The organism is Fodinicurvata sp. EGI_FJ10296, assembly GCF_040712075.1.
Taxonomy (GTDB): domain Bacteria; phylum Pseudomonadota; class Alphaproteobacteria; order DSM-16000; family Inquilinaceae; genus JBFCVL01.
Genome location: NZ_JBFCVL010000010.1, coordinates 86,174 through 112,899 on the forward strand (window position 1 = coordinate 86,174; position 26,726 = coordinate 112,899).

Annotated in this window: 22 protein-coding genes; 13 read left to right on the forward strand and 9 right to left on the reverse strand. The window is 61.3% G+C overall.

Features of this window, described 5'->3' with window-relative positions:
* Positions 1-6 precede the first annotated feature (6 nt).
* The 4 genes from ABZ728_RS20315 (at position 7) to ABZ728_RS20330 (ending at position 4,980) form a co-directional block, all read left to right on the forward strand.
* Positions 7-1,524 (forward strand): tripartite tricarboxylate transporter permease, encoded by a 1,518-nt coding sequence (locus tag ABZ728_RS20315; RefSeq protein ID WP_366658185.1) that lies wholly within the window; start codon positions 7-9, stop codon positions 1,522-1,524.
* A gap of 25 nt (positions 1,525-1,549) precedes the next feature.
* Positions 1,550-3,265 carry a gamma-glutamyltransferase gene (locus ABZ728_RS20320; RefSeq protein WP_366658236.1) on the forward strand — a complete coding sequence of 572 codons (1,716 nt, stop codon included), beginning with the start codon at positions 1,550-1,552 and terminating at the stop codon, positions 3,263-3,265.
* Between the two features lie 65 nt (positions 3,266-3,330).
* Positions 3,331-3,678, forward strand: coding sequence for a RidA family protein (locus tag ABZ728_RS20325; protein WP_366658187.1), 348 nt, complete (start codon positions 3,331-3,333; stop codon positions 3,676-3,678).
* Between the two features lie 15 nt (positions 3,679-3,693).
* Positions 3,694-4,980 carry an FAD-dependent oxidoreductase gene (locus ABZ728_RS20330; RefSeq protein WP_366658189.1) on the forward strand — a complete coding sequence of 429 codons (1,287 nt, stop codon included), beginning with the start codon at positions 3,694-3,696 and terminating at the stop codon, positions 4,978-4,980.
* On the opposite strand, the gene ABZ728_RS20335 is transcribed toward ABZ728_RS20330, so the two are convergent.
* Positions 4,967-5,527 (reverse strand): pentapeptide repeat-containing protein, encoded by a 561-nt coding sequence (locus ABZ728_RS20335; RefSeq protein WP_366658190.1) that lies wholly within the window; start codon positions 5,525-5,527, stop codon positions 4,967-4,969. The two genes, ABZ728_RS20330 and ABZ728_RS20335, sit on opposite strands and share 14 nt — an antisense overlap.
* A gap of 323 nt (positions 5,528-5,850) precedes the next feature.
* On the opposite strand from ABZ728_RS20335, the gene ABZ728_RS20340 reads away from it, so the two are divergent.
* The 5 genes from ABZ728_RS20340 (at position 5,851) to ABZ728_RS20360 (ending at position 9,603) form a co-directional block, all read left to right on the forward strand.
* Positions 5,851-6,288 carry an Rrf2 family transcriptional regulator gene (locus ABZ728_RS20340; RefSeq protein ID WP_366658191.1) on the forward strand — a complete coding sequence of 146 codons (438 nt, stop codon included), beginning with the start codon at positions 5,851-5,853 and terminating at the stop codon, positions 6,286-6,288.
* Positions 6,289-6,411: 123 nt separating this feature from the next.
* Complete coding sequence (locus tag ABZ728_RS20345) at positions 6,412-7,614, forward strand: NnrS family protein (RefSeq protein ID WP_366658192.1); 1,203 nt, start codon at positions 6,412-6,414, stop codon at positions 7,612-7,614.
* Between the two features lie 90 nt (positions 7,615-7,704).
* Positions 7,705-8,238, forward strand: a complete 534-nt coding sequence (locus tag ABZ728_RS20350) for a TspO/MBR family protein (RefSeq protein ID WP_366658193.1) — start codon at positions 7,705-7,707, stop codon at positions 8,236-8,238.
* A 175-nt stretch (positions 8,239-8,413) separates the two neighbouring features.
* Positions 8,414-9,430, forward strand: coding sequence for a YihY/virulence factor BrkB family protein (locus ABZ728_RS20355; RefSeq protein WP_366658194.1), 1,017 nt, complete (start codon positions 8,414-8,416; stop codon positions 9,428-9,430).
* 17 nt (positions 9,431-9,447) lie between these two features.
* Positions 9,448-9,603 carry a hypothetical protein gene (locus ABZ728_RS20360; RefSeq protein WP_366658195.1) on the forward strand — a complete coding sequence of 52 codons (156 nt, stop codon included), beginning with the start codon at positions 9,448-9,450 and terminating at the stop codon, positions 9,601-9,603.
* Between the two features lie 107 nt (positions 9,604-9,710).
* Here the strand turns inward: ABZ728_RS20360 and ABZ728_RS20365 are convergent, their stop codons facing one another.
* From ABZ728_RS20365 to ABZ728_RS20400, 8 genes are all read right to left on the reverse strand, one after another.
* Entirely contained in the window at positions 9,711-10,631 is a 921-nt protein-coding gene (locus tag ABZ728_RS20365) for a LysR substrate-binding domain-containing protein (RefSeq protein WP_366658196.1), read from the reverse strand.
* Between the two features lie 224 nt (positions 10,632-10,855).
* Positions 10,856-12,550 (reverse strand): hydantoinase B/oxoprolinase family protein, encoded by a 1,695-nt coding sequence (locus tag ABZ728_RS20370; RefSeq protein WP_366658197.1) that lies wholly within the window; start codon positions 12,548-12,550, stop codon positions 10,856-10,858.
* Positions 12,550-14,610 (reverse strand): hydantoinase/oxoprolinase family protein, encoded by a 2,061-nt coding sequence (locus tag ABZ728_RS20375; RefSeq protein WP_366658199.1) that lies wholly within the window; start codon positions 14,608-14,610, stop codon positions 12,550-12,552. The genes ABZ728_RS20370 and ABZ728_RS20375 overlap by 1 nt, the downstream gene beginning before the upstream one ends.
* A complete protein-coding gene (locus ABZ728_RS20380; protein WP_366658200.1) occupies positions 14,607-16,694 on the reverse strand; it encodes an acetate--CoA ligase family protein in 2,088 nt (695 codons plus the stop codon). Before ABZ728_RS20380 ends, ABZ728_RS20375 begins: the two co-directional genes overlap by 4 nt.
* Positions 16,695-16,851: 157 nt before the next feature.
* Complete coding sequence (locus ABZ728_RS20385) at positions 16,852-17,709, reverse strand: amidohydrolase family protein (protein WP_366658201.1); 858 nt, start codon at positions 17,707-17,709, stop codon at positions 16,852-16,854.
* 47 nt (positions 17,710-17,756) lie between these two features.
* The gene (locus ABZ728_RS20390; protein WP_366658202.1) at positions 17,757-19,601 is read right to left on the reverse strand and encodes a TRAP transporter permease; all 1,845 of its coding nucleotides are present in this window, start codon (positions 19,599-19,601) and stop codon (positions 17,757-17,759) included.
* Between the two features lie 70 nt (positions 19,602-19,671).
* Positions 19,672-20,658, reverse strand: coding sequence for a TAXI family TRAP transporter solute-binding subunit (locus tag ABZ728_RS20395; protein ID WP_366658203.1), 987 nt, complete (start codon positions 20,656-20,658; stop codon positions 19,672-19,674).
* Between the two features lie 234 nt (positions 20,659-20,892).
* Positions 20,893-21,711, reverse strand: a complete 819-nt coding sequence (locus ABZ728_RS20400) for an IclR family transcriptional regulator C-terminal domain-containing protein (protein ID WP_366658204.1) — start codon at positions 21,709-21,711, stop codon at positions 20,893-20,895.
* A gap of 140 nt (positions 21,712-21,851) precedes the next feature.
* On the opposite strand from ABZ728_RS20400, the gene ABZ728_RS20405 reads away from it, so the two are divergent.
* From ABZ728_RS20405 to ABZ728_RS20420, 4 genes are all read left to right on the forward strand, one after another.
* On the forward strand, positions 21,852-22,325 hold the full coding sequence (locus tag ABZ728_RS20405; protein ID WP_366658205.1) for a tripartite tricarboxylate transporter TctB family protein: 474 nt from the start codon (positions 21,852-21,854) through the stop codon (positions 22,323-22,325).
* A 9-nt stretch (positions 22,326-22,334) separates the two neighbouring features.
* Positions 22,335-23,858 carry a tripartite tricarboxylate transporter permease gene (locus tag ABZ728_RS20410; protein ID WP_366658207.1) on the forward strand — a complete coding sequence of 508 codons (1,524 nt, stop codon included), beginning with the start codon at positions 22,335-22,337 and terminating at the stop codon, positions 23,856-23,858.
* 73 nt (positions 23,859-23,931) lie between these two features.
* Entirely contained in the window at positions 23,932-24,906 is a 975-nt protein-coding gene (locus ABZ728_RS20415; protein WP_366658208.1) for a tripartite tricarboxylate transporter substrate binding protein, read from the forward strand.
* A 77-nt stretch (positions 24,907-24,983) separates the two neighbouring features.
* On the forward strand, positions 24,984-26,702 hold the full coding sequence (locus ABZ728_RS20420) for a gamma-glutamyltransferase family protein (protein WP_366658209.1): 1,719 nt from the start codon (positions 24,984-24,986) through the stop codon (positions 26,700-26,702).
* The last annotated feature ends 24 nt before the right edge of the window (positions 26,703-26,726 follow it).

A 26,726-nucleotide genomic window follows, 5' to 3' on the forward strand; every position in this document is an offset into this window, starting at 1 on the left:
TTACGAATGCTGGAAATAATCGGCGATCTCAGTTTCACGACCTTTCTCGTGACCCTTGCCGGCATTGTGGTCGGCATGTTCTTCGGTGCATTGCCGGGGTTCGGCGGCAGCGCCTCGATGGCCATCGTGCTGCCGATCGCCATCGCCATGTCACCGCTGAATGCCATGGTCTTCCTCATCGGGATTTATGCCGGTGGTCATTATGGCGGCGGAATACCCTCTGTCCTTATCGGCGTGCCCGGCGATGCCGGTGCGGCGGCGACGGTCTTCGACGGCTTCCAGATGACGCGCAACGGCCGCGCCTCGGAGGCGCTGGCGATGCTGGCAATGGGCTCGGCGCTGGCAGGTATTTTCAGTGTCATCGCCTTTCTGATCTTCGCACCCATGCTGGCCCGGGCGGCATTGAGCTTCGGACCGCCGGAACTGTTCATGCTGGTCATCTTCGGCCTGTCGATCCTCGGCTCGATCGATCCGTCGAAAATGCTGAAGACACTGTTTGCAGGTTCGCTGGGCCTCGCCCTGGCGACGGTCGGCGTCGATCCCTACTGGGCCGAGCCGCGCATGGTATTCAACATTCCGCAGCTTTACGACGGCCTGCCGTTCATCCCCGCGCTGCTGGGTTTGTTCTGCATCGCCCAGATGCTTGTCCTGATCGACGAGCGCCATCTGGTCCATACCAATCGCGACGTCGCCAGCCCCTCGTTCGGCAAGACGCTGAAAGGCATGGTCGAGGTCTTCCGCTATTGGAAGGCACTACTGATCGGGGCACTGTCGGGGACGTTCATCGGCGCGCTGCCGGGCGCCGGCGCAACGATCGCGGCCTTCGTCGCCTATAACCTGACCAAGAATGTCTCCAAGACACCCGAGACATTCGGCAAGGGCAACCCCGAGGGACTGGTTGCGCCGGAATCCGCCAACAACGCCATTGTCGGCGGTTCGCTGATCCCGACCTTTGCCCTGGGCATCCCGGGCTCCGGCGCGGCGGCCGTGCTGATGGGCGTCATGATGTATATGGGCCTGCGACCCGGCCCGCGTCTCTTCGTCGAGCAATTCCCGCTGATCCAGACGCTTGTCGTCTACTTGCTGCTCGGCTGCGTGCTGATGATCGTCATCGGCGCGGTTGCGGCCGGCACATTCTACAAGCTGACACGCATACCGCTGCGCATCCTGGTACCCTGCGTCATCGTCGCGGCATCTGTCGGCGCCTATGCCTATCGCGGCGAAATCTTCGACCTGGGTGTCATGATGGGCTTCGGTCTGCTCGGCTATCTCCTGCAAAAGCGCCAGTATCCGCTGAGCGCGGTCGTGCTCGGCCTCGTGCTGGGGCCGATGGCCGAACAGTATTTCGTCCAGAGCCTCGCGATGACCTCCTGGGATTTCACCGTATTCTTCACGCGGCCGATCACCATGGGTCTCTGGGTGCTGATCATCGGGTCGATCGTTTCGTCGATCGTCCTGTACCGCAAGACGAAGAAATCGGATGCCGCTATCAAGGCGGCTTCCACTGCTGAACAAGGCAGTTGAGGCATAAGGAGAACGACAGGTGGCGATGGCTTCTTCCCATCGGGCGCGGATCATCGGCACGCGGCACATGGTTGCCGCGGGCCACTATCTTGCCGCCCAATCTGCCCTCCAGATTCTGGAGGCCGGCGGCAACGCGGTGGATGCGGCCGTCTCCGGCGGCATCGCGCTCGGCATCCTGCAGAGCGAGTATGTCGGCTTCGGCGGCGTTGCGCCGATGATGATCCATATGGCCGACCGTAACGAGACCGTGACGATCAGCGGACTCGGCCACTGGCCCCGGGCCGCCAGTCTCGACGTCTTCACGAACGAGTATGGCGGCGTCATGCCCAAGGGATTGCTGCGCACGGTCGTGCCGGCTGCCCCCGACGCCTGGATCACGGCACTGGAACGATACGGCACGATGTCGTATGGCGATGTCGCGGCGGCGGCTCTGCGTTATGCCGCCGAGGGCTTCGCTGCACCGTCTCTGATGTGTGCGATCATCGACAAGGCGCAGGCGGATTACCGGCTCTGGGATGCCAATGCAGCGATCTATCTGCCCGGCGGCAAGCCGCCCGCTCCCGGGGATCTGTTCGTACAGAGCGATCTGGCCGGCGTCATCGCCCATATGATCGATGAAGAAAAAGCCGCTGCCGGTCGTGGCCGGGCCGCCGGCCTGAGCGCCGCGCGCAATGCCTTTTACCGCGGCGACATCGCCCGCACGATGGTCGACTATCACATTGCCAATGATGGCTGGCTGCGCAGCGAGGACCTCGCCGGCTTCAGTGTCGATGTCGAGAAAGCCCGCGTCCTCGAAGTCGGTGGGACGGAGCTCTGCTATTGCGGTGCCTGGTGCCAGGGACCGCTGCTTGCCGAAACGCTGGCGATGCTCGACGGCGTCGATCTGACGACACTGGGCGGTCACAACGCACCCGGCTACATCCACTATCTGACCGAAGTGCTGAAACTCGGCTATGCCGATCGGCATCATTATTTCGGCGATCCCAAATTCGTTGATGTGCCGCTGGATACGCTGACCAGCGCCGACTACGCCCGCTCCCGCCGTGGGGCGATCGATCCGGCCCGCGCCTTCGACGGCATGCCGCCCCCCGGCCGGATACCGGGCTTCCAACCGGCTTCTGTCCAAAAGGGCGGCGAGGACGATTTCGCGGGGCAACTGGATACGTCCTATATCGCCGTCGTCGACCGGCACGGCAACGCCGTCTCGGCCACGCCGAGCGACGGCTCGGCCGCTGCGCCCGTCATTCCCGGGCTGGGCTTCGTGCCGTCGTCGCGGGGGTCGCAATCCTGGACCGATCCGAAGCTTCCCTCGGTCATGGGGCCGGGCCGACGACCGCGGCTGACGCCCAGCCCGGCGATCATCCGCAGGCAGGGCGAATGGATCATGCCGATCGGCTCGCCGGGCAACGACGTTCAGCCCCAGGCGATGCTGCAGGTTTTCCTGAACATGACGCTGTGGGGCATGACGCCCCAGACGGCCATCGACCAGCCGCGCTTCGCCACATTCAGCTATCCGCGCTCGTCCAGCCCGCATTCGTATGACCCGGGCATGATGAACCTGGAGGCCGATATCGGCGACGAGACGGCCGACGCCCTACGCGGGCTCGGCCACGACGTCAGGATCTGGCCGGAATGGGAGTATCAGGCCGGCGGCGTCTGTACCGTTCGTGCCGACATGCAAACGGGCATGATGGAAGGCGGCAGCGACCCGAGGCGTCCGACCGGCGTCGCCACGATCTGACGCCCTCGGCCCTTTTCACCAAACTCACGACACCCTGAAACTCGAAACCGATTGGAAAACGACCCATGACCAAGAGAATTGAAAAGACGAAGATCATGCACCGCGTCGTCGAACATGGCGGCGTGCTGTATTTCGGCGGCCTGGTGGCCGACGACATGACACTGGGCATGGGCGACCAGACCCGCCAGATCTGTGCGAAGCTGGACAAGCTTCTGGCGGCTGCCGGCTCGGACAAGACCAAACTGCTGACAGCCCAGATCTATGTCACCGACATGGGCGGCAAGAACGACATGAACACCGCCTGGCTGGAATGGCTGGACGATGCCCATCTGCCGTCGCGCGCCACCATCGGCGTTGCCAGCCTCGGCAGCCCGGAAACGCTGATCGAAGTCGTCGTCACGGCCTCGACCTGATCGGGCGGGGCCATCATGTCCGGTTCGGATAACACCGCCGCCGATACCGTCACCGTCATCGGTGCCGGGGTGGTCGGCCTCGCCTGCGCGGTCTGCCTGCAGCGCCAGGGATACCGCGTCAGCCTGATCGACCGCGACGAGCCGGCCTCCGGCGCGTCGGCGGGGAATGCCGGATCGATCAGTACCGGATCGGTCGTTCCCGTGGCGCTGCCGGGGATGGCGCATCAGATACCGTCCTGGTTGTTCGACCGGGACGGTCCTCTTTCGGTCCGCTGGTCATATCTTCCCCGCGCCGCACCGTGGCTGCTGCGATGGCTGCGGTCAGCGCGGGAAGAACCGGTTCGCCGGGCGGCCGTGGCGCTGGCCACACTCACCCTGTCATCGGTCGACAACTGGTCCGACATCCTCGATCCCGAGGATCGCGCCCGGTTCCTGCGCCGGCAAGGCCAGCTACTCGTCTCGCGTTCCGCCGACCCCTCACCGGGCGACCTGTTCGCGCAACGGCTGAGGGAAGAAAACGGCGTCGATCTGGCTGTCCTCGGCGCCGACGAGATCAGGCAGATGGAGCCCGAACTGGCGTCCGACTTCAAGCGCGGCCTTTACGTTGCCGACAGCGGCCACAGCACTGACCCGCAACGGATGGCGCTTCGGCTCTACGCCTATTTTCTGGCGGCTGGCGGCACATTCATGAACGCCGATGTCGTCGCCCTGGAGAGTGCCAAGGACGGCACGGTGGTATCGGCCGTAACGTCTGGAGGCCGCCTGGCCACCGACCGCATCGTGGTTGCTGCGGGGGCTTACAGCAACAGGCTGGCATCGACCATCGGCGACGCCATTCCCCTGGAAACCGAGCGCGGCTATCACTGCATGCTGCCCGATCCGGGCATCGATGTGCGGCGGCCGGTCTCGGATATGGATCGAAAGTTCTTCGCCACCGGTATGGAGGACGGTGTTCGCATCGCCGGGACCGTCGAGATCGCCGGGGTGGATGCCGCGCCCAACCACGACCGCGCACGGTTGCTGATGCGTCAGGGACGCGAGATGTTTCCCAGGCTGTCAACCGACCAGCACCGGTACTGGATGGGACGCCGCCCGTCGATTCCCGACAGCATGCCGGTCATCGGGCCCTCACCCTCGCGCCCCAATGTCTGGTACGCGTTCGGTCACGGCCATATCGGCCTGACGACGGCGCCAATCACCGGGCGCATAATCGCCGCACTGATCGCCGGCGCGGCGCCGCCCGTCGACCCGAGCCCCTTCAGCGTCGACCGGTTTCGATCACGGACCGTCAATCGGCCGTAATGCACCGCCCGATCGAGCCGTCATCGCAGACGGTCCCATCGACCCAGATCGCGCCACTGAGATCGGTGCCCGTCCACTCGACCTGTGAGATGTTGGCATCGGTCAGATTGGCGCCCGTCAAATTGGCGTGGCGCAGGCCGGCCTCGACCATATTCGCGTTGGACAAATTGGCACCGGCGAGGCTCGCCCGGGACAACAGCGCATCGCGCAAGTCGGCTCCGGACAGGTCGGCGCCGGCGAGATTGGCCCGGTAAAGGTCCGCACCGGAAAGATTGGCACCGGACAGATCGGCCCCGGCGAAGTCGACTTCCGACATCCGCTGCCCTGACAGGTCGGCTCCCGCCAGGTCCTCACCGGCACAGTTCGGCTGGAATGCGGCAGGGTCGCACGCATCCGAGGCGTGGGCAGCAATTCCGACGGAAAAAGCCTTGCCCCCGCCAGTGAAATCGCTACCGAAACCGGCAAGAACGACGACCGCTGAACCAACGGTTAGAAGCGTGCGGGAGACGGCTCTGCCGCATGCTGACGAGACCCAATGTGGAATCAATACCAGGTTACCTTTCGGTCGTTCGATGCCGCCGCGCCGTTGGATGACCGGTCGGCGCCGCTGAATTCGGCCGGATCATAGGCCATTCTTCAATCCCGTTTCGATCTTCCGGCCTGAACTCGTCGAAAATAAGTCATGAGTTTGGCCCACCCATTTTCCTCTACCGTACTCACACAACGAGATCGATAACAGAAATGGTAATTTCCACACCCTGATCGTCCCGGGGATTGCCCCGGAGACAGTCCCAGGGAGTAGCACTGTCGGTATCAAGGTGGTATCAGACTGATAGAAAATAGACGTTGGATGCATTTTTGGAGCCCCGAATGCGACTGGCCATGCATACCGATTTTTCGCTTCGGGTCCTGATCTATCTCGCGCTGACGCAGGACCGACGGGCGACGATCGACGAAATCGCCGATGCTTACGACATCTCTCGCAATCACCTGATGAAAGTGGTTCACAACCTGGCCAAGGCGGGACGGATCGAGACGACGCGCGGCCGATCCGGCGGGATGAAGCTCGCGACAGCGCCCGAGGCGATCAATATCGGCCAGGTCGTCCGAAATGCTGAGGGCGACACCACCCTGGTGGAATGCTTCGGTCCCGGCAACACCTGCTGCATCGCCCCGGTCTGTACTTTGCGCATGGCCCTGTCCGAGGCACAGGAAGCGTTTTTCACCGTGCTCGACCAGTACACGCTTGCCGATCTGGCGCGGCCGTCGCGTTCGCTCGCCCGGCTGCTCGCCATCCCGACGGTTTAGACGCAACTTGCTCATTGCGCTATCGCGCATCGGCTGTCATCATAAAGATGTATTTATTTTACATCTTATGGCGGGACGGACAAGATCCCATCATGCCGTACGAGATTAGCGACGGGTATCGAAATGGCCACGACCACAACCGCCGAAGCGCGGCGCACCTATGCGGGACCGGCACTGTTCGGCTTCGGATTTCGCCCCTTCTTCCTGCTGGCCGCTATCTGGGCGGTCGTTTCGATGATCCTCTGGATCGGCATGCTTTCGGGTCATCTGGCACCGCCGAGCCACCTGTCGATGATCGATTGGCACGTCCATTCGTTGCTGTTCGGCTTCGTTCCATCGGTCATCGCCGGATTTCTCATGACGGCGATCCCCAACTGGACCGGCCGGATGCCGGTCTATGGCTGGCCGCTGGCGCTATTGGCGGGCCTTTGGCTGGCCGGCCGCGCGGCGTTACTGGTTTCGGCGGCGATCGGACCCGTTCCGGCCATCGTCATCGACCTTTCCTTCCTGGCCGCTCTGGCCGCCGTCGCCGGGCGCGAGATCGCCGCCGGGCGCAACTGGCGCAATCTCAAGGTGCTGGTCCCGGTTCTGGTATTGCTGATCGCCAACGGCATCTTCCACGTCGAGGCCCTGGGGGGCGCGGCCGCGAGTGGATTGGGAATGCGCCTGGGGCTGTCGGCGGCACTCTTTCTGATCATGCTCGTCGGCGGCCGCATCATTCCAAGTTTCACGCGCAACTGGCTCGCCCAGCACAATCCCGGGCGCCTGCCGGTCCCGTTCGGGCGGTTTGATGCCGCTGCGCTGGCGACCGCGCTTGTCGCGCTGAGCCTGTGGGTCGCCGTCCCCGCATCCCTGGTAACGGCGCTCGCCTGCGCCGCCGCCGGCATTCTGCACACATACCGACTGGTTCGCTGGGCCGGCCACAGGACCGCGCGGGAGCCGCTGCTGCTCGTCCTGCACATTGCCTATGCCTTCGTACCGGCGGGATTCCTGCTGACGGGGCTGGCCGGTCTCGCCCCCGCGTCGATCGGTGCCAGTACAGCGTTGCACGCCTGGACGGCCGGAGCGGTCGGCCTGATGACACTTTCGGTCATGATCCGCGCGACGCGGGGCCATAGCGGACGGGCCCTTACCGCCCCGCCCGGCACGGTACTGATCCTGGGCGCTGTTCTGGGCGGCGCCCTGTTGCGGATCGCCGCGCCCTATCTGCCGGTCGACTACCAGACGGCGATCGCCGTCAGCGGAACCATCTGGGTGGCAGGCTTCGGCGGATTCGTTCTTGTCTATTGGACCGCGTTGTGTCGGCGCCCATTGCCGACACAGTAGCGGGGCGCCAATATACCATGGCAGTCGCGCTCGACAACCCCATATGGTTGTCGAGATATCGCCTGCACCCGTACCTGCCGGATGAGCGCCATGACCTCGACCACGAACCGCTCCGGACCCGCCACCGACCGTCGCTGGGGCGCCGGAGCCGACGCTGCCGCCGCCGTTCTTGCGCCGCTCGTTCTTGCCGGTCTTGGCGCGGTTTCCGGAATCGTTGGCAACGAAGGTTCCATGGCCTGGTATCAGTCGTTGAACCAACCGTGGTTCACGCCACCGGGCGCAGCCTTTGGAATCGCCTGGACGATCCTCTATATTCTAATGGGAATAGCGTTCTGGCGCGTCATCCGCCTGGCGCCCGGCGCCGAGCGGGATGGACCGCGCCGCCGGGCGATCGGGCTCTTCCTCGTCCAGCTTGCTCTGAACCTGGTCTGGAATCCGGCCTTTTTCCTGCTGCAGAGCCCGCTGGTCGGTGTCATCCTGATCGTGCCGCTATTGGTCCTGATCGCGCTGACCGTTCACGCATTCCGGCGTGTCGACCGTCTGGCTGCCGCCCTGCTGCTCCCCTACCTCGCGTGGGTCACTTTTGCAACAGTGCTCTCAGTATCGATTCTCGTCATGAACTGACGACACTCGGCGCAGCATCGGCGTTGCGTCAGCCACGCCAGACCCGGAACAATAGGCTGCGCAGCCTGTTTCACGACAGCGACCGCAGTTGCACCGGAAGGAGGCGCGGAATGCGCGATCCCCATCCTGAATTTGCCCGCGCGAGTCAGCATCCGCCAGTGAAACGGGTGCAGGCATGACGAATCCTGACATCATCGAACAGCGGGCCACTCAGGCGGGCCGGGGGCGGGAAGCAAAGAGGCCCGGGGAAATACCCTGGGCGGGGTGGAAAGACATCGTGCGGCGCGTCATCAAAGAGATGATCGAAGATCGGATCATGCTCGTCGCTGCAGGCATCACTTTCTTTCTGGTTCTGGCGCTGTTTCCGGCGCTGGCCGCCATCGTCTCACTCTACGGGCTATTCGCGGACCCTGCGGGTGTGACCGCCAGTCTCAGCTACGTCGAAGGAGTCCTGCCGGAACCCGGGATCGAACTGATCCGGAGCCAATTGACCGATCTGGCATCGCAAAACCGCCAGGCCGTGGGCCTGGGCTTTCTTGCCTCCTTCGCGATCGCCTTCTGGAGCGCGAACAACGGGGTCAAGGCGCTGTTCGAGGGCATGAATGTCGCCTACAACGAAAAGGAAAAGCGCGGCTTTCTAAAGCTGACGGCCCTTTCCTTCGTCTTCACGATCGGGGCCATGCTTCTGTTCATCCTGCTCTTCGCGATCGTGGGCGTCATCCCGGCCGTGCTGGGCTTTGTTGATCTCGGTGCCGTGACGGACATTCTCGTGCGCGTCGGCCGCTGGGCGCTGATGGTTCTGTTGGTGATCGTCGCTATCGGCCTGCTCTACAAATTCGGCCCCAGCCGGGCAAAGCCGCAGGTGCGGTGGATCAGTACGGGCGGAATTCTCGCCAGTATCGTGTGGATCGTGGTTTCGATCGGTTTTTCGTTCTACCTGCAGAATTTCGCAAACTACAACGCCACATATGGTTCGCTGGGTGCGGCGATCGGCTTCATGGTCTGGATCTGGATCTCGGTGCTGATCGTGCTCGTCGGCGCGGAACTCAATGGCGAGATGGAAATGCAGACGGCCGAAGATACGACGACCGGCGCGCCGGAGCCGATCGGCAGACGCGGCGCCGTCGTCTCGGATTCACTCGGCGCCGCCTCTGGCGAGGAAAGCGACGGCGGAACCAGGCCCCGGTCCTGATCGTTGAATGATCACGTTTGATTGGCCTCGGCGGATTCCAGTTCTTCGATCACATCGTCAACCACAAGATACTGCGCCCCCATCAGACCCGGATTGGACCATGGATCATGCGAACGGGCAGATACTCCAGGCGCTGCAAGGCGGTCTTCAATCCGACGTCACGCCGGCGATGATGGTCCATATGATCGTGCTTCCGTCGATCGCGAAAGGCGGCGGGAGTCTCCGATTACGAACTCGACCCGCCCGTCGACCGACACACACCATCGTCCAAAACGCCAATTCAAGACAGCATGCGCATCGGGAACGGGGACGTTGCGTGGCGCTCTCGGCAAACTTCCTTCAAGACCGTGCTGAACCTTCGCGCCAGAAGACTTTTCGGTTGCAGTGCAGGAAAAGCCACTCGCGCAATTAATGGAATCGGCGGCGAGAACGGGCGAACGACGACATCCGGCACTGATTTGCCGAAGAGCGGAAAGGGATCGATCAATCCGATCCCGACACCGGCGGATACCAGGGCCAACGCCGTAGCGGTCTGGTTCACGAACAGCATGCCGTCGGCCACGACACGATGCTGCCGGAATGTTTCCTTGATCATCCACCCGATGGACGTGTCGTAATTGAAAGTGACGACCGTTTCATCGGCCAGGTCAGCGGGTGTTACGACCTCCTTTTCCGCCAGCTTGCTCTCTCGTCCGACCAGGCAAACAACTTCCGAACTGCAAACTTCTTCGCTGTCGACCTTGGCGCCGTCGGCAAGGGTGTGGAAAAATGCCAGATCCACGTCCCCTTGGCGCACCAGTTCGACCAACTGCCGGGATGGAAGGGCACTGATCTCGACCTGAACCTTGGGGTGATCACGACGAAACACGGCAGTGACGTCGGCAACGATGGATGTCGCCAGCGTTGACAGGGTTGCAATCTGCAGACGCCCAGCGCGAAGATCGCGCAATTCGCTAACGAAATGGTCCAACCCCTCGAACCTGCCAAAAATCTCCTGCGCCCTGATCTCCAGAGCTTCGGCCTCGGCACTGGGGTAAAGTCGGCCATTGGCGTGCCGGAACAGCGGCAAGCCCGTCTCAATCGCCAGATACCGCAGCGCCTTGCTGACAGCTGGCTGCGAAATGTGGAGAACGCGGGCAGCCCCTGTGACCGAACCTGTACGCATCACGGCGTGGAATATCTGAAGCTGCCGGAAATTCACCCGTGCGTGCTCCGGCTTTCATGGGCGGACAGCCCGCCGCATCACCTCAAGTCGAAATGTTAATCGACCCATGCAGTTTCAATCAAGCGGATTGGCACCGAGGCCAGACCCGTTCCAGAGCCGCATCCCCCCCCCCACCTCACCCATTCCCATTGCCGAAAATCGGGCCCATTGCCGAAAATCGGGCTGCGGGCCGGCGCCGGCCCATCGAACCGGGGCGCGGCCTATGCCGGCGTTACCGGCGCGTCAGTGTCCAACCCATAGAATGCTGCGGCCGATTCACTGACCTTGCCGTTTTCGATATCGGCGATCACCAGCCTGCGATCGCGCTCGCGCGGATCGCCGTACCCCCCGCCGCCGGCAGTCTCTACAACCAGGCGGTCTCCTGAATTCACGCGCGTTACGGTCTTGGATTCGATGACTTCGATGCTGCCATCGCTGCGGTAAAGCGTCGAGCGCGACATCGCCCCCGCCTGACCCGACCCGGCGCCGGCCGCTCCTGTGTAGTGGCGCTCCCCCCTATGGGTGAAAGCGACGTTGTCCGCCAGAAACCGATACTCGCGAATGACGCCCAACCCGCCGCGCCCTTTGCCGGGACCGCCGGAATCGGGGCGGAGCTCGAACCGCTCGACCCGGATCGGTGCCTCCAGCGCCATCGCCTCGACGGGCATGTTCATGCTGTTCGTGCCATCGGTCTGGATGCAGTCCACACCGTCGCTCTTCAGGCTGCCGCCGGAACCGCCAGCCACCAGTTCGCTGACGATGAAGGGCGTGCCGTCCTGTCTTACACCGCCGTAAGCCATCATTAATGACAGACCGGCCGAAGATGCCGGCGCGATATCGGGAATGGTGTCGGCAAGCGCGGCGATGAATGCGCCGCACAGACGTTTGATCGTCGGAGTGCGTGCGTTGACGGCGGCAGGCTGTCTGGGGTTGACGATGCTTCCCTCGGGCAAATGCAGCGAGACGGGAACGAAGCAGCCGCCATTGGTTGGAATATGCGCGCCTGTCAGGGCACGCGTGACATAGTACGCCGCCGCTCGGGCGCCGGAAGGAACGCAGTTTATCGGGCCCCGGACCTGATCGTTGGTACCGGTCAAATCGAAATGAATGCGACCGTCGCCGATGGTGACGGCCACCTCGACCCTGACACGCTTGTCGAGGTCGACTCCATCGTTGTCGAGCCAGTCAACATATCTGAAAGTCCCTTCGGGAAGCCGCCGCAAGGCCTCGACCGTCATCTTTTCGGAACGATCCAGCAATTCGGAGAACATCTGCTCCAGCGCCGGGGCGGTATAGCGGTCGATCAATTCCCCGAGCCGACGGGCGCCGACGGTACAGGCCGCCAACTGGGCATGGAGGTCGCCCATGAACACGTCCGACATACGGATATTGAGACGCAGGATCTTCTCCAGCGTCTCGTTGACCTGGCCGCGATCGATGTACTTGACCGGCGGGAGCCGTAGCCCCTCCTGATAGATTTCCGTCGCATTGGTGGGAATCGAGCCCGGCGACATGCCCCCCATATCCTGATGGTGCACGGTCGTGACACTGAACGCGACCACCCGCCCGGCGGCGAAGACCGGCAGGAACAAGGTAATGTCAGGCAGATGGGTTCCGCCGCAATAAGGGTCGTTCAGAAGATACACGTCCCCTTCGGCCATGGTGCTCGTCGGATAGACCTCGATCACGGCGCCGAGCGCCGGAATCATCGTCGCCAGGTGGATCGGAATCGCCGAGGCCTGAGCCAGCGTGGCACCGTCGGCCGTGAACAGTGCCGCGGAACAATCCATCCCTTCCTTCACGATCGGAGAGAACGAACTGCGCAACAATGTCAGTTGCATCTCGTTGGCGATGCCGTCGAGCTTGTTCCGCACGACTTCAAGGGTGATCGGGTCGAGACCGTTTTCGATTTCCATTACGCTTTTCCCTCGTTTGGCATCGCCGTAAGGACCAGAATGCTCCCTTCCCCGACCTTTCCGCGCCAGCCGGGTTCGACCAGCGTGGTCGTGTCGTTCTGTTCGATAATGGCCGGACCGTCGAACTCGTCTCCGACATTGAGCCGGTCGCGATCGTAGACGTCAGCCTGCACACGACCCTGAGCAACGATGATCTCCCGGCGCCCTTTATGGGCGTTGCCGTCGGCCCGCTTGAGCGTTCCGGGCTCGGCGATGCGCGTATCCGCCCGATGAACGGTGCGCAAATTGACGATTTTGGCGGGAGAGCGGGTGTGGTGGCCATATTGACGTTCGTGGAGGGCGCAGAAATCTTCGAAAAGACGATCGAGTGGCGCGTCGGCATCGAGTTGGAGCGGAACCTCCATGTAGTGCGCCTGGCCGACATAGCAGACATCGGCATAGTAGCTCTTGGCGACCCTATCGATGGGAGCCTGCTCCTGGGCCATCAGCTCGGCGCATTCGGCGTCGATCCGCTCCAGCGCGGCATGGACCGGGTCCATGGTAAGGTCGGCCAACGCATTGGGGAACGCCGCCGACACCTCATGCTCGGTGATCGCCGAAAGGAGCCCGCTTGCCGACAGGACACCGGGATTGCGCGGAACCACAACGGCGCCAATGCCCAGTTCTCCCGCCAGGGCCGTGGCATGCAGCGGGCCCGCCCCGCCCAGGGCAACGAGTGCGAACTGGCGGGGATCGATGCCGCGGCTGATCGATACCAGGCGGATGCCCTCGGCCATCTGGGCATTCACGACGCGGTGGATGCCGAGGGCCGCGTGTTCCGGCGACATACCCAAGGGCTCGGCCACGGCGGTCCTGATGACCGCCCGCGCTCTGTCCTGATCCAGCTTGAGGCTGCCGCCGGCGAAGTACCCCGGATCGATATACCCAAGCGCGACGGAAGCGTCGGTGACCGTCGCCCACTCGCCGCCCCGGCCATAACACGCCGGGCCCGGATCGGCGCCGGCGGATTTCGGACCGACACGCAGCCCGCCGGCCTCATCGATCCAGGCGATGCTGCCGCCGCCGGCCCCGATGGCATTGACGTCCACCATCGGCACGCGGATCGCGTATGTGTCGAGATTGCCTTCAGGCCGGACCAGGGGCTGGCCGTCGAAGATCAAGGCAATATCGGAACTCGTACCGCCGATGTCGACGGTGATCAGATCCTTCAGTCCCGCCTCGGCACCGGCCGCGCATGCACCGATGACACCGGCGGCGGGTCCGGACAGGAACAGCCGCACCGGGCGTCGACGCGCGATGACCGACGAACAGACGCCGCCACGCGATTGCATGATCTGAAGCGGCGCGGGTGCGCCCGCGCTCTTCAGGTCATCCTCCATCCCGGCGAGATATCTGTCGAGCCGCGGCTTGATATAGGCGTCGAAGGCCGTCACGCAGGTGCGTTCGTATTCGCGAAACGCCGGGTCGACGTCCGACGACAACGATATCATGATTTCCGGATGGCGCTGCGCGATGAAGGCGGCCGCCTGGCGTTCATGCACCGGGTTGGCGAACGAGAAGAGAAAGCAGATCGCAATCGCGTCGACGTCCTGCGCAACCAGATGCGCGACCGCCGCCGCCAGCGACGCCTCGTCCAGTGGCTTCTCGACCTCTCCCGTTGGGCCGATGGATTCCAGGACGCCGCGGCGCCGCGCGCCGGGAACCAGGAAACCCGGCGTTTCCGGACGCAGGATAAGATCATAGATCTGGGTGCGGTTCTGGCGACCGATCTCCAGGACGTCCTTGAACCCTTCGGTCGTCAGAAGGCCGATACGTGCTCCCTTGCGCTCCAGAACGGCATTGGTCGCAACAGTGGTACCGTGAACGAAACGAACAATCTGCGGGGCGTCGATTCCCCAATCGTCAAGCACCTGGTCAAGGATTCGGCGAACGGCCGCGCCCGGATCCTCCGGTGTCGACGGCACCTTCGTCAGGTGCACCGCCCCGTCGCTGCCATATGCAACGACATCGGTGAATGTGCCGCCTGTGTCTATACCGATAGAGTAAGTTGGAGACGTCATCGGTTGCCTTCCATCATGCTTGCAGTCGCCGGCCAGAGGGCGACAACCGCATCGACGGCGACGGCTGTGCTTTCACCGACGATGACGGGATTGAGGTCAATGCTTTCTATGCGGTCACGGCCTGCAACGGCCAACTGCGACAGGGCCGTGATCGCGTGGCGAAGCGCCGTTCGATCGAGGACTTTCCCGGTGCGGTAACCCGACAGGATGCCCTTCGGGTCAACGGCGTCGATCATTTCATCCGCTCTCTCCGGGTCGATGGGGGCCAGTTCGATATGGGGAGGCCGCATGGCTTCGGCGTATAGCCCGCCGAAGCCGAGGATGACGGCCGGGCCGAGTCCGTGATCGTTCTTGACGCCGAGCAGCAGTTCGACCCCCTTTGCCATGCGCTGGACACCGAACCCGGCAAGCCCGGTGACGCCAGCCGCCATATCGCGTCCGGCCGCCTCGACGGCTTCGGCGTCGCCTAGGCCGACGCGAACCATTCCGGCTTCGGATTTGTGCGCGACGCCGGCGGCGACACCCTTGAGCACGACAGGGTAGCCCAGGACCCCGGCTTGCGCCGCCGCGGTGGCGGGATCGGAGGCAAACAGTTCTTCCGCCAGGGGAATATCGAATTCGCGCAGCAGTGACTTGGCGGTGGCATCATCGAGCAGGCCGCCCTCGTCGGGCAGAGGCACGGCCAGCGGCATTGGCTGAGGGGTTCGAGGCAATGGGCGGCGCATCAGATCGGCATGATGATAAAGACCGGCAAGGGCCGAAGTCGCGGCCGTGAGGGTATCGAAAACGATGACGCCGTCGCTGCGCAGCGACCGGATAACCGACTCCGTCGCTTTGCCGCCTTGCCAGCAGACAAGGTGCGGTTTCTCGTTGTAGGCCGAAACGTCGCGTTGAAGCTTGTGGCCCTCTGCCTGGTACATATACATGGTTTCGGCATACAACGTCGCACCCACGTTCGGATCATCCTGAAATGCAAGCAGCGATGCCCGTGAATGGGGCGCATTGTTCCCTGGCGGTCCACTGGCGGAATCATGTGGATTGCCCACGCGGGGAACCGGCGTTTCCGCCAGTATCCTGTCGACGGTCGCCGGTTCCGGATCGGCGATGGGGACACCGGCCCGGCTCAGCGCATCGGCTACGATGGTGCAATAGCCGCCGGATTGGGAAACGGCGGCCACTCCCCGGTCGGGCGTCACTCTGTGATCCGCGAGCACCCGGGCCGTCATCAAGAGGTCATCGACGTCATGGACCCGAACGATGCCGTGACGCCGGAAAGCCGCATTCTCAAGCGCCAGATCTCCGGCGATCGCGCCGCTATGGGTCAATGCCGACAGGGCCCCGCGCTCCGACGAACCGCCCTTCAACAGAAGAAACGGCTTGTCGCGTTCGCGGGCACGGTCGGCCAGCCGAAACAGTCGTTGCGGATCGACAAGCTTTTCCGCATAGGCTGCAATGCAGTCGGTCTCCGGGTCATCCAAAAGGTACTCGACATAGTCCGCGAGGTTCAGGTCCCATTCGGCGCCACTGGAAACCAGGGTGGAGAAACCGCCCCCGAACTGGTGGCTGCGGTCGAGCGCGGAGGAGAGTACGCCGCCGCTCTGACTGACGAGACCGATGTTTCCTTTGGGCGCCGGTCCGGCCAGGACGCCGCTGCTCATGGTCATCGACAGGTTGTTGCCGGGACGAATGACGCCGACGCACACGGGACCGACGATCCGCGGCCCCCCGTCCGCGAGAAGCCCGCGCAAACGTCGCTCGTCAGCTTGGCGATCCGCACTATCGGGCGCGATCAGGTCGCCGAGCGCTATGGCGTAATCGACGCCCTTGTCGGCGCATTGGCGCATCAATTCCGGGATTCGCGCCGGTCCGACAAGAATGACGACGACGTCGACCGGTCCGGGAACACTGGAAAGATCCGAATGGCATGGCAGCCCGAAAATCGTGTCATATTTGGGATTAACCGGCCAGATATGACCGGCGAATCCAGAATCGATCGCGTATTTCAGAACACGTCCGTTGTACTTTTCCGTATCGGGTGTTGCGCCAACGAACGCCACGCCACGCGGTTCGAATAACGTCTTCACGAGTCACCTTTCTTTTTTACAGTGACCCCATTTTTTCCGCTCATCGCGTCATCCATTTGCGTGAGCGGTGCAACAGGGGCTCCGCGGCACCGGTCTTGTGACGAGCAGGCGGGGCATGGTGTGGTGTGCCCCGCCGACCGCGAGACAGAACTCGCCTTCAATCGACCCCAAGCAGCCGAGCCGCGTTTTCATACATCCATTTGCGCTGAACGGCTTCTTTTAGCGGCAAGGCCTTCAATTCGGCCACCGCCCGTTCGATCGGTTGCATAGGAAACGATGTTCCGAACACCATTTGATCTTGAAGTATTGAATTTCCGTATTGAAGAAGCGCTTCATACCCCGAATTTTGGACAGCCAAATATTTGGGCCGAACGGCGGAAATGCCGATAAAGACGTTTCTGTGACGCCATGCGACGGCGACCAGTTCGTGGCACCACGGCCAACCCGGGGGCGAAGCGATAACTTTTAGCTCAGGAAAGGTGACCATCACCTCATCAAGAAACATCGGCCGCCCGTGCTCCATCAAACAATCAGTCGAGAAATTGGTCCCGACATGAATATTAACGGGCACACCCAACTCGACACATTTTGCGTAAAGTGGAAATATTTTTTTATCATTGGCAGGAAGTCGGTGCTCGAAACATTGCAGATTAAGCCCCTGTAGGCCAAGCTCTTTTACTGCATACTCCAGCTCGCGGACAGCTGCAGAACCCTTATGCGGGTCAACGCCGGCGTAGCCGATGAACCTCGCTCCCTGGTTTCTGCAGAATTCCGAAATATCTTCGTTAGACGCTTTTATACCGAACGTTGTTTCTACGTCTTTTGCCTTTACCACTACGTAGTCGGCATCAAGTTTGTCATAAATGTCCAGGTACTCTTGCAGGGCGTCCGTTTCTACCTGGTTTTTTACTGCCTGTTCGCTCTGCTCATACACCCGGCGGTAGTTCGCCAAATGAGAAGCGTTCGGATCGAACGCAGGAATAGGCGGTCGACTGTTGAAATCGATAAGGGCCATTTCAGCATTTCCATTTTAACAACAAAAAGCATCTCGTCGGGAAACCGTCATCTCTCCGGTTCACCCATCGCGGTCCGGATCATGGTTCCGCTGAAGGACGCGAGCTTCGCCAGGATCAGGACGACCCCTAGCGATACCAATATCGTCGTCACCACCGATATTGCCGAGCCTCGCAACAGCAGCTCAGGAGCGTAGACGAAGGCAAAAGGCAGGAGAAAAGCCGGGAACCCTATCCGGAATGCTTCGAATCCCGTTCGCCATGGATCGGCTTGGGCGATCGACGCCGCGGCATAAGCAGCCAGAGCAATCGGTGGCGTAATATTGGAAAGCATTCCGAAATAGAGGACGAAGAAGTGCGCGGAAATCAGGTCGGCGCCCAGATTCACCAGCGCCGGCACGCACAATACAGCGACAATGACATAAACCGATGTCGTCGTCATGCCCATGCCCATGACCAGCGCCGCCAGCATCGTGAATACAAGGCCGAGGAACAGGCTTTCGCCGGCCACGAGTGTTATGAACGACGTCAGTTTGACGCCGAGGCCTGTCAATGTGATCGTCCCCATGATGAAACCGGCCGCCGCACAGGCCATAACCGTGGGCACCGCTATGCGCACCGACAGCTCAAGAGCTGCAAGAAAATCGCGCACGTTCATTCGCGTATCGGGCCGCAGCATCACCAGGACGAACAGCGCAAGCGTGGCGTAGCTTGCCGCATAGGCAGGCGTATATCCCTGGCTCAGATACCAGATCAGAACGACGATCGGCAGCAGCAGATGGCCGCGCCTCAGCAGGACCTCGCTCACGATCGGCAGGGATTCCGCCGGGTGGCCGACGAGCCCCATGCGCTTGGCTTCAAAATGAACAATAAGAGTACAGCAAATATAGTAAAGAATCGCCGGCCAGATTGCGTAAAGAATTATCTGCGAGTAGTCAGTACGGGTGTATTCGGCCATGATGAAGGCCGCAGCCCCCATGATCGGCGGCATGAAGGCGCCGCCCGTCGAGGCCACTGCTTCGACGGCCGCGGCGAATGTCGGGCGGTACCCGACCTTCTTCATCAACGGAATTGTGATTGCACCCGTCGAAACCACGTTGGCAACTGGCGCACCGGACAAGGATCCCATGAAGCAGGACGACCATACCGCCGCTTTCGCCGGCCCGCCTGAATACCGGCCTGCGAGGCCGAATGCGAGATCGGTGAAGAAGTTTCCAGCACCCGATCGCAAAAGAAAGGCGGCAAAAATCAGGAAAAGCATCACATAGGTCGCCGTCACCGCGATCGGCAGGCCATAAACCCCGGCGCTTTCGACGAACAATACGCCTGTTACCCTGTGATGCGAGAAACCACGGTGCTCGAACAGGCCAGGGAAGTAGTTTCCATAATATGCGTAGAAGATGAAGAGCAGAGTGAGAATCGTCAGAGTCCAACCAAGCGTTCGGCGGACACCCTCAAGCACAAGAAAGGCCAGTATGGGAAAAATGATCTGGTCTGTGGCGTTGGGCCAACCGACACGCGCGGTTATGTCGGGGAACTGCCTGTAGATAACGATCGACATCACGACGGCCGTTGCAAGGCAACCGGCGTCATAAGCGCCCGCCAGTCGCCGTTGCCACGGCGAGGCGGGCGGCGTTTTGCAGCACGGGACCAGCAGATAGGCCAGAACGAGCATCGCGCTTAGATGCGTGCTGCGGAAGAGGAGAGCTTCCGGCGTGCCGAAAAATCCCGCGTTGAGGTGGTAAAGGGCCAGACCGACACCGATGGCTGCCACGGCCGAGGCCCGCCACCACGCAAGCCCCCGCACCTGGCCTTCGATGAGATCGTCGATCCCGACGCGGCTTTGATCTGCTATCGGCTTTAACAGGCCGAACAGAAATCGATTGTTCAGCACGCAGACCCCTCCCCTGCAGGCTCGAAGCTATGCCGGAATTGCAGCCGACCGGTACGCTGACGAAGAGGAGTCAGTTCGGCAGTTCAAGACCTATTTCTTCGTAGTATCGTCTTGCACCAGGGTGTATTTCACCGTCGGCAAGACCGGTCAGTGCCGTTTCGGTCGCCACGAAGTCGAGTGTCGGGGCGGCCTGCATCAATGACTCGCGATTTTCCAGTGTCGTCCTGACAAATTCATAGACAACGTCCGGGTCATAATCCTTGTGGGCGATCGCGATGGTCACGTCGCCGATCGTGGCGATATCTTCGTCGGGATTGATGTCATACGTTCCCGCCGGAATTTGAGCCAGAAACAGGCCGGGAATGTTTTCGAGAATCGGCTCGGCGATTTCTTCCGGCACGGGCAATAGCCGAAGCGGGCGGCTGTTGTGCGTGTTGATCCACAAGGCCGTAGGATATCCCTGGAATGCGGCAATGAAATCGGTCTGCCTATCGGCCATACCGCGTTGCATGTCGTCGTACCCGACATGCTCGACCTTGCCGCCGTTGGCGATGATATCGTCATAACTGATGTCGTATTGGGCAAGAATTTCCATCGTCATGGTATTGGTGGCCCAGCTCTGGAGTCCGGGCATGATGGCCTTGTCAGCCAGGTCGGCATAGGACTCGATGTCGGATTCCGCGGCAACGCCGCCGTGGTAAACGACCTGCGCCAACGCCATCACGAAACGGCTGTCGGGCCATTCGCGCTCGAAGGGGTGACTGCCCTGCAAGGCTCCGTGCCAGGACGAGGCATACGTCATGGCCATGTCGGTGTCCTGGCCGAAACTGGCGGCACGGGCGTTTTCCAGCGCGCCTCCAGGGGCAACAGTAACACTGAGGTCGGAATTGGCTTGCTGCATTGCGTTCGTGATGGCCACGCCCGCCGGATACCAGGAACCGGTGGGGCTGCCGGACTGAATCGTCAGATTCTGTGCATGAGCATGGGCAGCGAAGCCAACGCAGGTCAAAGCCGTGGTTACGGCGGCCAGGCGGCGGAAATCGAGGAAATTGCGCATGATTTCGTCTCCAGAATGAAGCCTGAATTCTTTTGATTTGTTATGGGCTATAGTGATTTGTAATTCGTCGGTATGTCCAATACCGTTTTTTCCGCCACGACATAACCTGAGGTTATGCGCCGCATGCGGACCGGCTGGTCGACATCCGTCCCGAAGCTTCGGGACGAGGTCCCGACAACATTGAACCGCTCCAGTGGTTTCTCGGAGCACATCGACGGAAGAAATTTTCCGGGATCAGCGAAGGGTTTTGGAAATAGCCGCAGCGATCTCCATGACCACGGGCGCCAGAACTTTCGTCGCATCCGCGATCTTCCAGCGCAGAAGTGAAACGGCGATGTTTACCGACCCCACCACATCGCCGTCCCTGTCGATCACGGCCGATGCAATCGAGACTTCGCCGGTGAAGGCTTCCTGCTCCGCCAGCGCATAGCCTCGGTCGTGGGCCGCGATCAGCTTGGCAACGAGCTCATCGATATCCGTGACTGTATATGGCGTGCGCGCTTCCAGCGGCGCGGAACCAAGGATAGACATCGCCCGATCGCGCGGCATCCGGGACAGCATGGCCTGTCCCGGCGCCGTGCAGAACACCGGAAGACGTGATCCGATCGCAATATCCGAAGTGATGATGTTACGGCTTGGGAAACGGGCGACATAAATGATGTCCGTTCCGTCCATTTCCGTCAGATTGACGGTCTCATCCGTCAACTTGTTGGCTTCCAGCAGGTACGGAAACGCCTTTTCCGCCAACCCTCCACTGCGCAAATACCCACCGGCGAAACTAAGTATTTTGGGCGCCAACAGGTATCGGCGCGTTGTCTCGTCCTTCTTGATGTATCCGAGAGCTGACAGCGTATAGATTATCCTCTGAGCGCCGCTTCTACCGATACCAGACTGCCTGGAAATTTCCGTCAAGCTCATCGGGGACCGGTGCTCTCCCAATACCTCCAATATTTTCAGGCCTTTGGCGAGACCGCCAACGAAAAGCCTCTCATCTATATTTTCGCCGGATTTCGCCAGCGATTCCGGCGGCTCTTTCGGGTTGTCAGCGGCCATCGTTTCCCCGCGCCCTTGGTGTTCATACAACCGTCGCAAAATGTTTGACACACCCCGCGAACCGTGTAGCCTATATACAATAAAAGGTATCGCATACCAATAACTCTTCGGCAGATGAAGGATTTGGGGGGCTTTTCGTATTGAGTGTCACCGCTAAAGACATCATGACAGCCCTTATGCTGATGGCCTTCGCCGGCTTTGGCTGGCAGCAGACTCAGGGCCTGTCAGCAGAGGCCGCTATGTTCCCGCGTCTGGCGCTGGGGACACTGGCGGCACTGAGCGGCGCATATTTGCTTCGGACGCTTGCATATGCAGGCATCGGAATCGGAGCTCGAAGAAAAGAAATCAGGGAAGAGGGTGCGTTCTTCACAAACCCCTACCGGTTTTTCGTTTGCTTAGGGTTGATATTAGCATACATCGCAATCTTCCCGACTATTGGCTATTTTATTTCTACATTTATATTTATTCCTCTATTTGTGCTTGGCATTGGGGCCGGACGTCCGGTTGTGGCGATAATTTCTTCCTTGGGATTTGTAATTTTTACCTACTTCGTGTTCGTGGTTCTGCTGAACCGGCACTTGCCCAACGACTTTATCATTGATTTTTTATTTTAGGCGCGGATCATGATCGAGATTTTCATCCACGCCTTTCTATCACTCCTGACGCTGGAAATTTTTGCGGCGATGATCGTCGGCACGCTCGCCGGCGTTGTTGTCGGCGCCATGCCGGGACTGACCACGACAGTCGGACTCGCGGTACTCATTCCGTTTACATTCGGCATCAGCCCACCGGTGGCGCTCGGCCTCATGGCGGGGATCTACAACGGTTCCACCTATGGCGGCGCCATTCCGGCGATACTGCTCAACATTCCGGGAACGCCAGCGGCCGTGGCGACGACCTTCGATGGTTTCCCGATGTCGCAATCCGGCAAATCGGCGGATGCACTGAAGATCGCCTGCTATTCATCAGCACTGGGCGCAATGCTGTCGGCCGTGGCTTTGATGGTGCTGGCGCCACCTTTGTCGCTTCTGACACTGGCATTCGGTCCGGCCGAATACTTCTGGGTCGCGGTCCTCGGCCTCGTCACGATTTCGGTTCTTCTGGGTGCCGACCCCTTGAAAGGCCTGATCTCCGCTGCGTTGGGTCTTTTCATCGCCTCGGTCGGTATGGATCAGATGACCGGGCGCATGCGCTTCACCTTTGGCCGCCTGGAACTGGTCGACGGCATAAACATCGTCGTGGTGCTGGTGGGGCTGTTTGCCCTGCCACGGGTTTTCCGGATGGCGGAGGACGCCATCAATGTCGGTATCACCAAGGACGTGCTCAAGCTGAAAGGTTCCGGGTCCGCCCTTGGCGGACTGGGTTATCTGATCCCGACCTGGCTCAAGTCCGGCGTTATCGGCATCATTATCGGGATTCTGCCGGGGGCCGGCGGCAATATCGCCGCGTTTCTCGCTTATAACGAAGCCAAACGGGTCGGCAAGGACGACGCCATCGAATTTGGCAAGGGCAATCCCAAAGGCGTCGCCGCGGCCGAAGCCGGCAACAGTTCGGACAACGGCGCATCGCTGATCCCGACCCTTACGCTGGGTGTCCCGGGTAATTCCATTGCCGCGCTGATCATGGGGGGACTGCTCGTCCACGGGCTTCAGCCCGGGCCGTCACTTTTCCGCGATAACCCGGACATCGTGTACGGATTCATGATCCAGATGCTGCTGACATCGATGCTGCTTTTCGTCGTCGGCGGCATGGTGGCAACAAGGATATTTGCCCAGGCGCTTCGAATTCCACAGACGATCCTCGCACCGATGATCGTCGGACTGATGGTTCTCGGCGTCTACACGGTCAACAATGCGACTTTCGATCTCTATCTGATGCTCGGATTTGGCTTGCTCGGCTACTTCATGAACAAGAGAGGCTTTCCTCTGGCTCCGCTTGTCCTTGGCGTAATCCTGGGAGGCCTTGCCGAGCAGAGCCTGAAGACAGCCCTTCGGATTTCCCGCGGTGATTGGAGCATTCTCGTCTCCAATTCGATCTCGCAAATCATCATAGCGATCATTCTCCTTGCGCTGCTTACCCCCGTCTGGCGTTGGGCGCGTGCGAAGTTCGCAGACCGCAGCGCGCGTGAGGCCCGTTACTCCCCCTAGAGTTTTGCAGAATCCGATCAATAGCCAGTACCAATTCCGTCAAATCAATGTCCACTTAACAGGGAGCACTAAAATGAAAATATCGAAACCATACCTCCTGGCCGGGGCCGCCGTCCTCAGCCTCGGGATCATGAGCGCGGGCAATGCCCAGGCAGAATATCCGGATCGCACGATCTCCCTTATGGTCGGCTTCTCCGCCGGTGGCCCGGTTGATATCACGGCCCGCCAGGTCCAGCCTTTTCTGGAAAAGCATCTTGGCGGCGCGAACATCGCCGTCATCAACCGGCCCGGCGCATCGAGTGCCCTGATGCAGCAGGAAGTCGCAAATTCTGACCCCGATGGCTACACTCTCGCCCTGGCCTCGATGCCGGGCATGGTTGCGGCCCTTTTCGGCGGCGATGCGGAATATTCGATCGACGACTTCGACTATCTCGGCACTTTCACCTCCGAGCCGCACAGCCTGATCGTCGGCACGGACACGCCCTACGAGGACCTTGACGACCTCGTGGAGCAAGTTCGCCAGGAGCCGCAATCCGTCACCATGGGCGGTGCAGGCCTGGGCTCGGCGGCACATCTGGCTCTTCTCGTCTTCGAACGTGAAGCTGGCGTCCGATTCAACTTCATTCCCGGCCCCGGCGCGGCGGAGATGCGCAACCAGATCATGGGCGGCCATATCGACGGCGGCCTGACCGCTGTTGGCGGCGGCGCCCAAATGCATGAAGAAGGCCAGGGTCGGGTCCTGGGCGTCATGGGCGCCGAGCGGTTCGAACTCGCGCCTGATCTGCCGACCTTTGTCGAGCAGGGATACGATGTCGAATGGGGCGCCGTGCGCGGCCTTGCGGCACCGGCCGGCCTGCCGGACGATGTCCGTGAAAAGCTCATCACCGCAATCGAAGCCACCCTGGCCGATCCGGAATTCATTGAACTGACGCAGCGCGACCGGCAGATGATCTACTATCTGGATGCCGAGGAATTCGCACAACTGGCACGGACCCAGTACGACAATCTGCAGGGAATCTGGGACGAGGAACCCTGGATCGAACAGTAATACCTGGCATAATTAACGCAGTTGAGCGGCCGCGCATTTGTTGATGCGCGTGCCGCTCTTGAATGGGATTTTCCGGTATGGCAACCATGAGCGCGGCTTTGAACTGTCGCCCGAGTATTTCCGGACATCGCTACATGGTCGCGGCGGGGCATCATCTCGCCAGCATGGCCGGGTCGGAAGTGCTTCGCGCGGGCGGCAATGCGATCGACGCCGGCGTTGCCGCCGGAATCGCACTGGGCGTTCTGGAGAGCGAATTCGTCAGCGTCGCGGGCGTGGCGCCGATCATCCTGTACTCTGCCGAAAAAGACGAAATGGTCACCATCAGCGGTCTCGGTGGCTGGCCCAGCGCCGCGCGGCGTGAGCAGCTGGCCATCGAATGGGGCGGACTTATTCCAGCCGGCGTCCAGCGCACCGTGGTACCGGCGGCACCGGATGCCTGGATCACGGCACTGGAAAAATACGGCACCATGGGATTTGCGGATACCGCGGCCTACGCGATCGAGTTCGCTGCCCGGGGTTTCCCGATGTACCCGATGATGGCCGACCGCATCGAAAAGTATCGTGACTCCTATTCCCGATTCCCCACAAACAGGGAAATCTATCTGCCCAATGGCCGGGTACCGGCGATCGGCGACCAGTTCGTTCAGTCGGATCTCGCGTCCAGCCTTCAGTTTCTGGCCGATGAAGACCGGGCCGCAGCGGCAAAGGGCGGGCGACTGGCCGGACTTCAGGCAGCGCGGGATGCCTTTTATCGCGGCGACATCGCGAAGAAGATCATCGCTTTCCACCAGTCCGAAGGCGGCCTGCTGTCCGCAGACGATCTGGCGAATTTCTCTGTTGAGATCGAGAAATCCACTCAAATCCGGTTCAGTGATTGGGAAGTCCATGGTTGCGGCCCGTGGTGCCAGGGTCCGATGCTGCTTCAGGCTCTCAAGATAATCGAGGGTTTCGATATCAAGAGCATGGGCCACAACTCGCCGGAATACCTGCATGTCATCGTCGAGGCGTTGAAGCTTGCCGCGGGCGACCGGGAACGCTATCTGGGCGACCCGAAATTCGTCGACGTTCCGATGGCGAAGCTGCTTTCCGACGACTATCTGACAGCACGCAGAAAAATGATCGACCCTGAGCGCGCCTTCCCGGACATGCCGCCGGGCGGGCTGGACGGTCAGGGCGAAAGCCTGGTCGCCGGGGACTTCAACACCGGTTCATCGATGGACACGAGCTACGTTTGCGTCGTCGACAAGGCCGGCAACGTGTTTTCCGCGACGCCCAGCGATGCCTCCTATAACGCGCCGGTCGTTCCGGGCCTCGGCTTCATCGTCTCATCCCGTGGCCAGCAGTCGTGGCTCGAGGCGGATCATCCATCCTCTCTGGAACCCGGCAAGCGTCCGCGTCTCACGCCGAATCCGGCAATCGCGGTCCACGGGAACAGGATGGTGCCGTTCGGTTCGCCCGGCGGCGACGTGCAGACTCAGGCGATGCTTCAGGCTTTTCTGAATTTCGCCGTCTTCGGCAACGATCTGCAGACGTCGGTTGAATTGCCGCGTGTCGCTTCGTATTCCTTCCCGTCGTCATTCACGCCGCATAAATCCGAACCGGGCGTATTGCGGATCGAAAGCCGCATTGCGCAAGACGTCTGCGACCGGCTTTCGGATCTGGGACACAAGGTTGAACGCTGGCCGGACTATACCTGGCTGGCAGGCAGCGTTTCCATGATCGACGGCAACCGGGACAGCGGTCGGATCGATGGCGCATCCGACCCACGCCGCGTGGGCTATGCCATCGGCTGGTAATCACCCCATCATATATACCAGGTC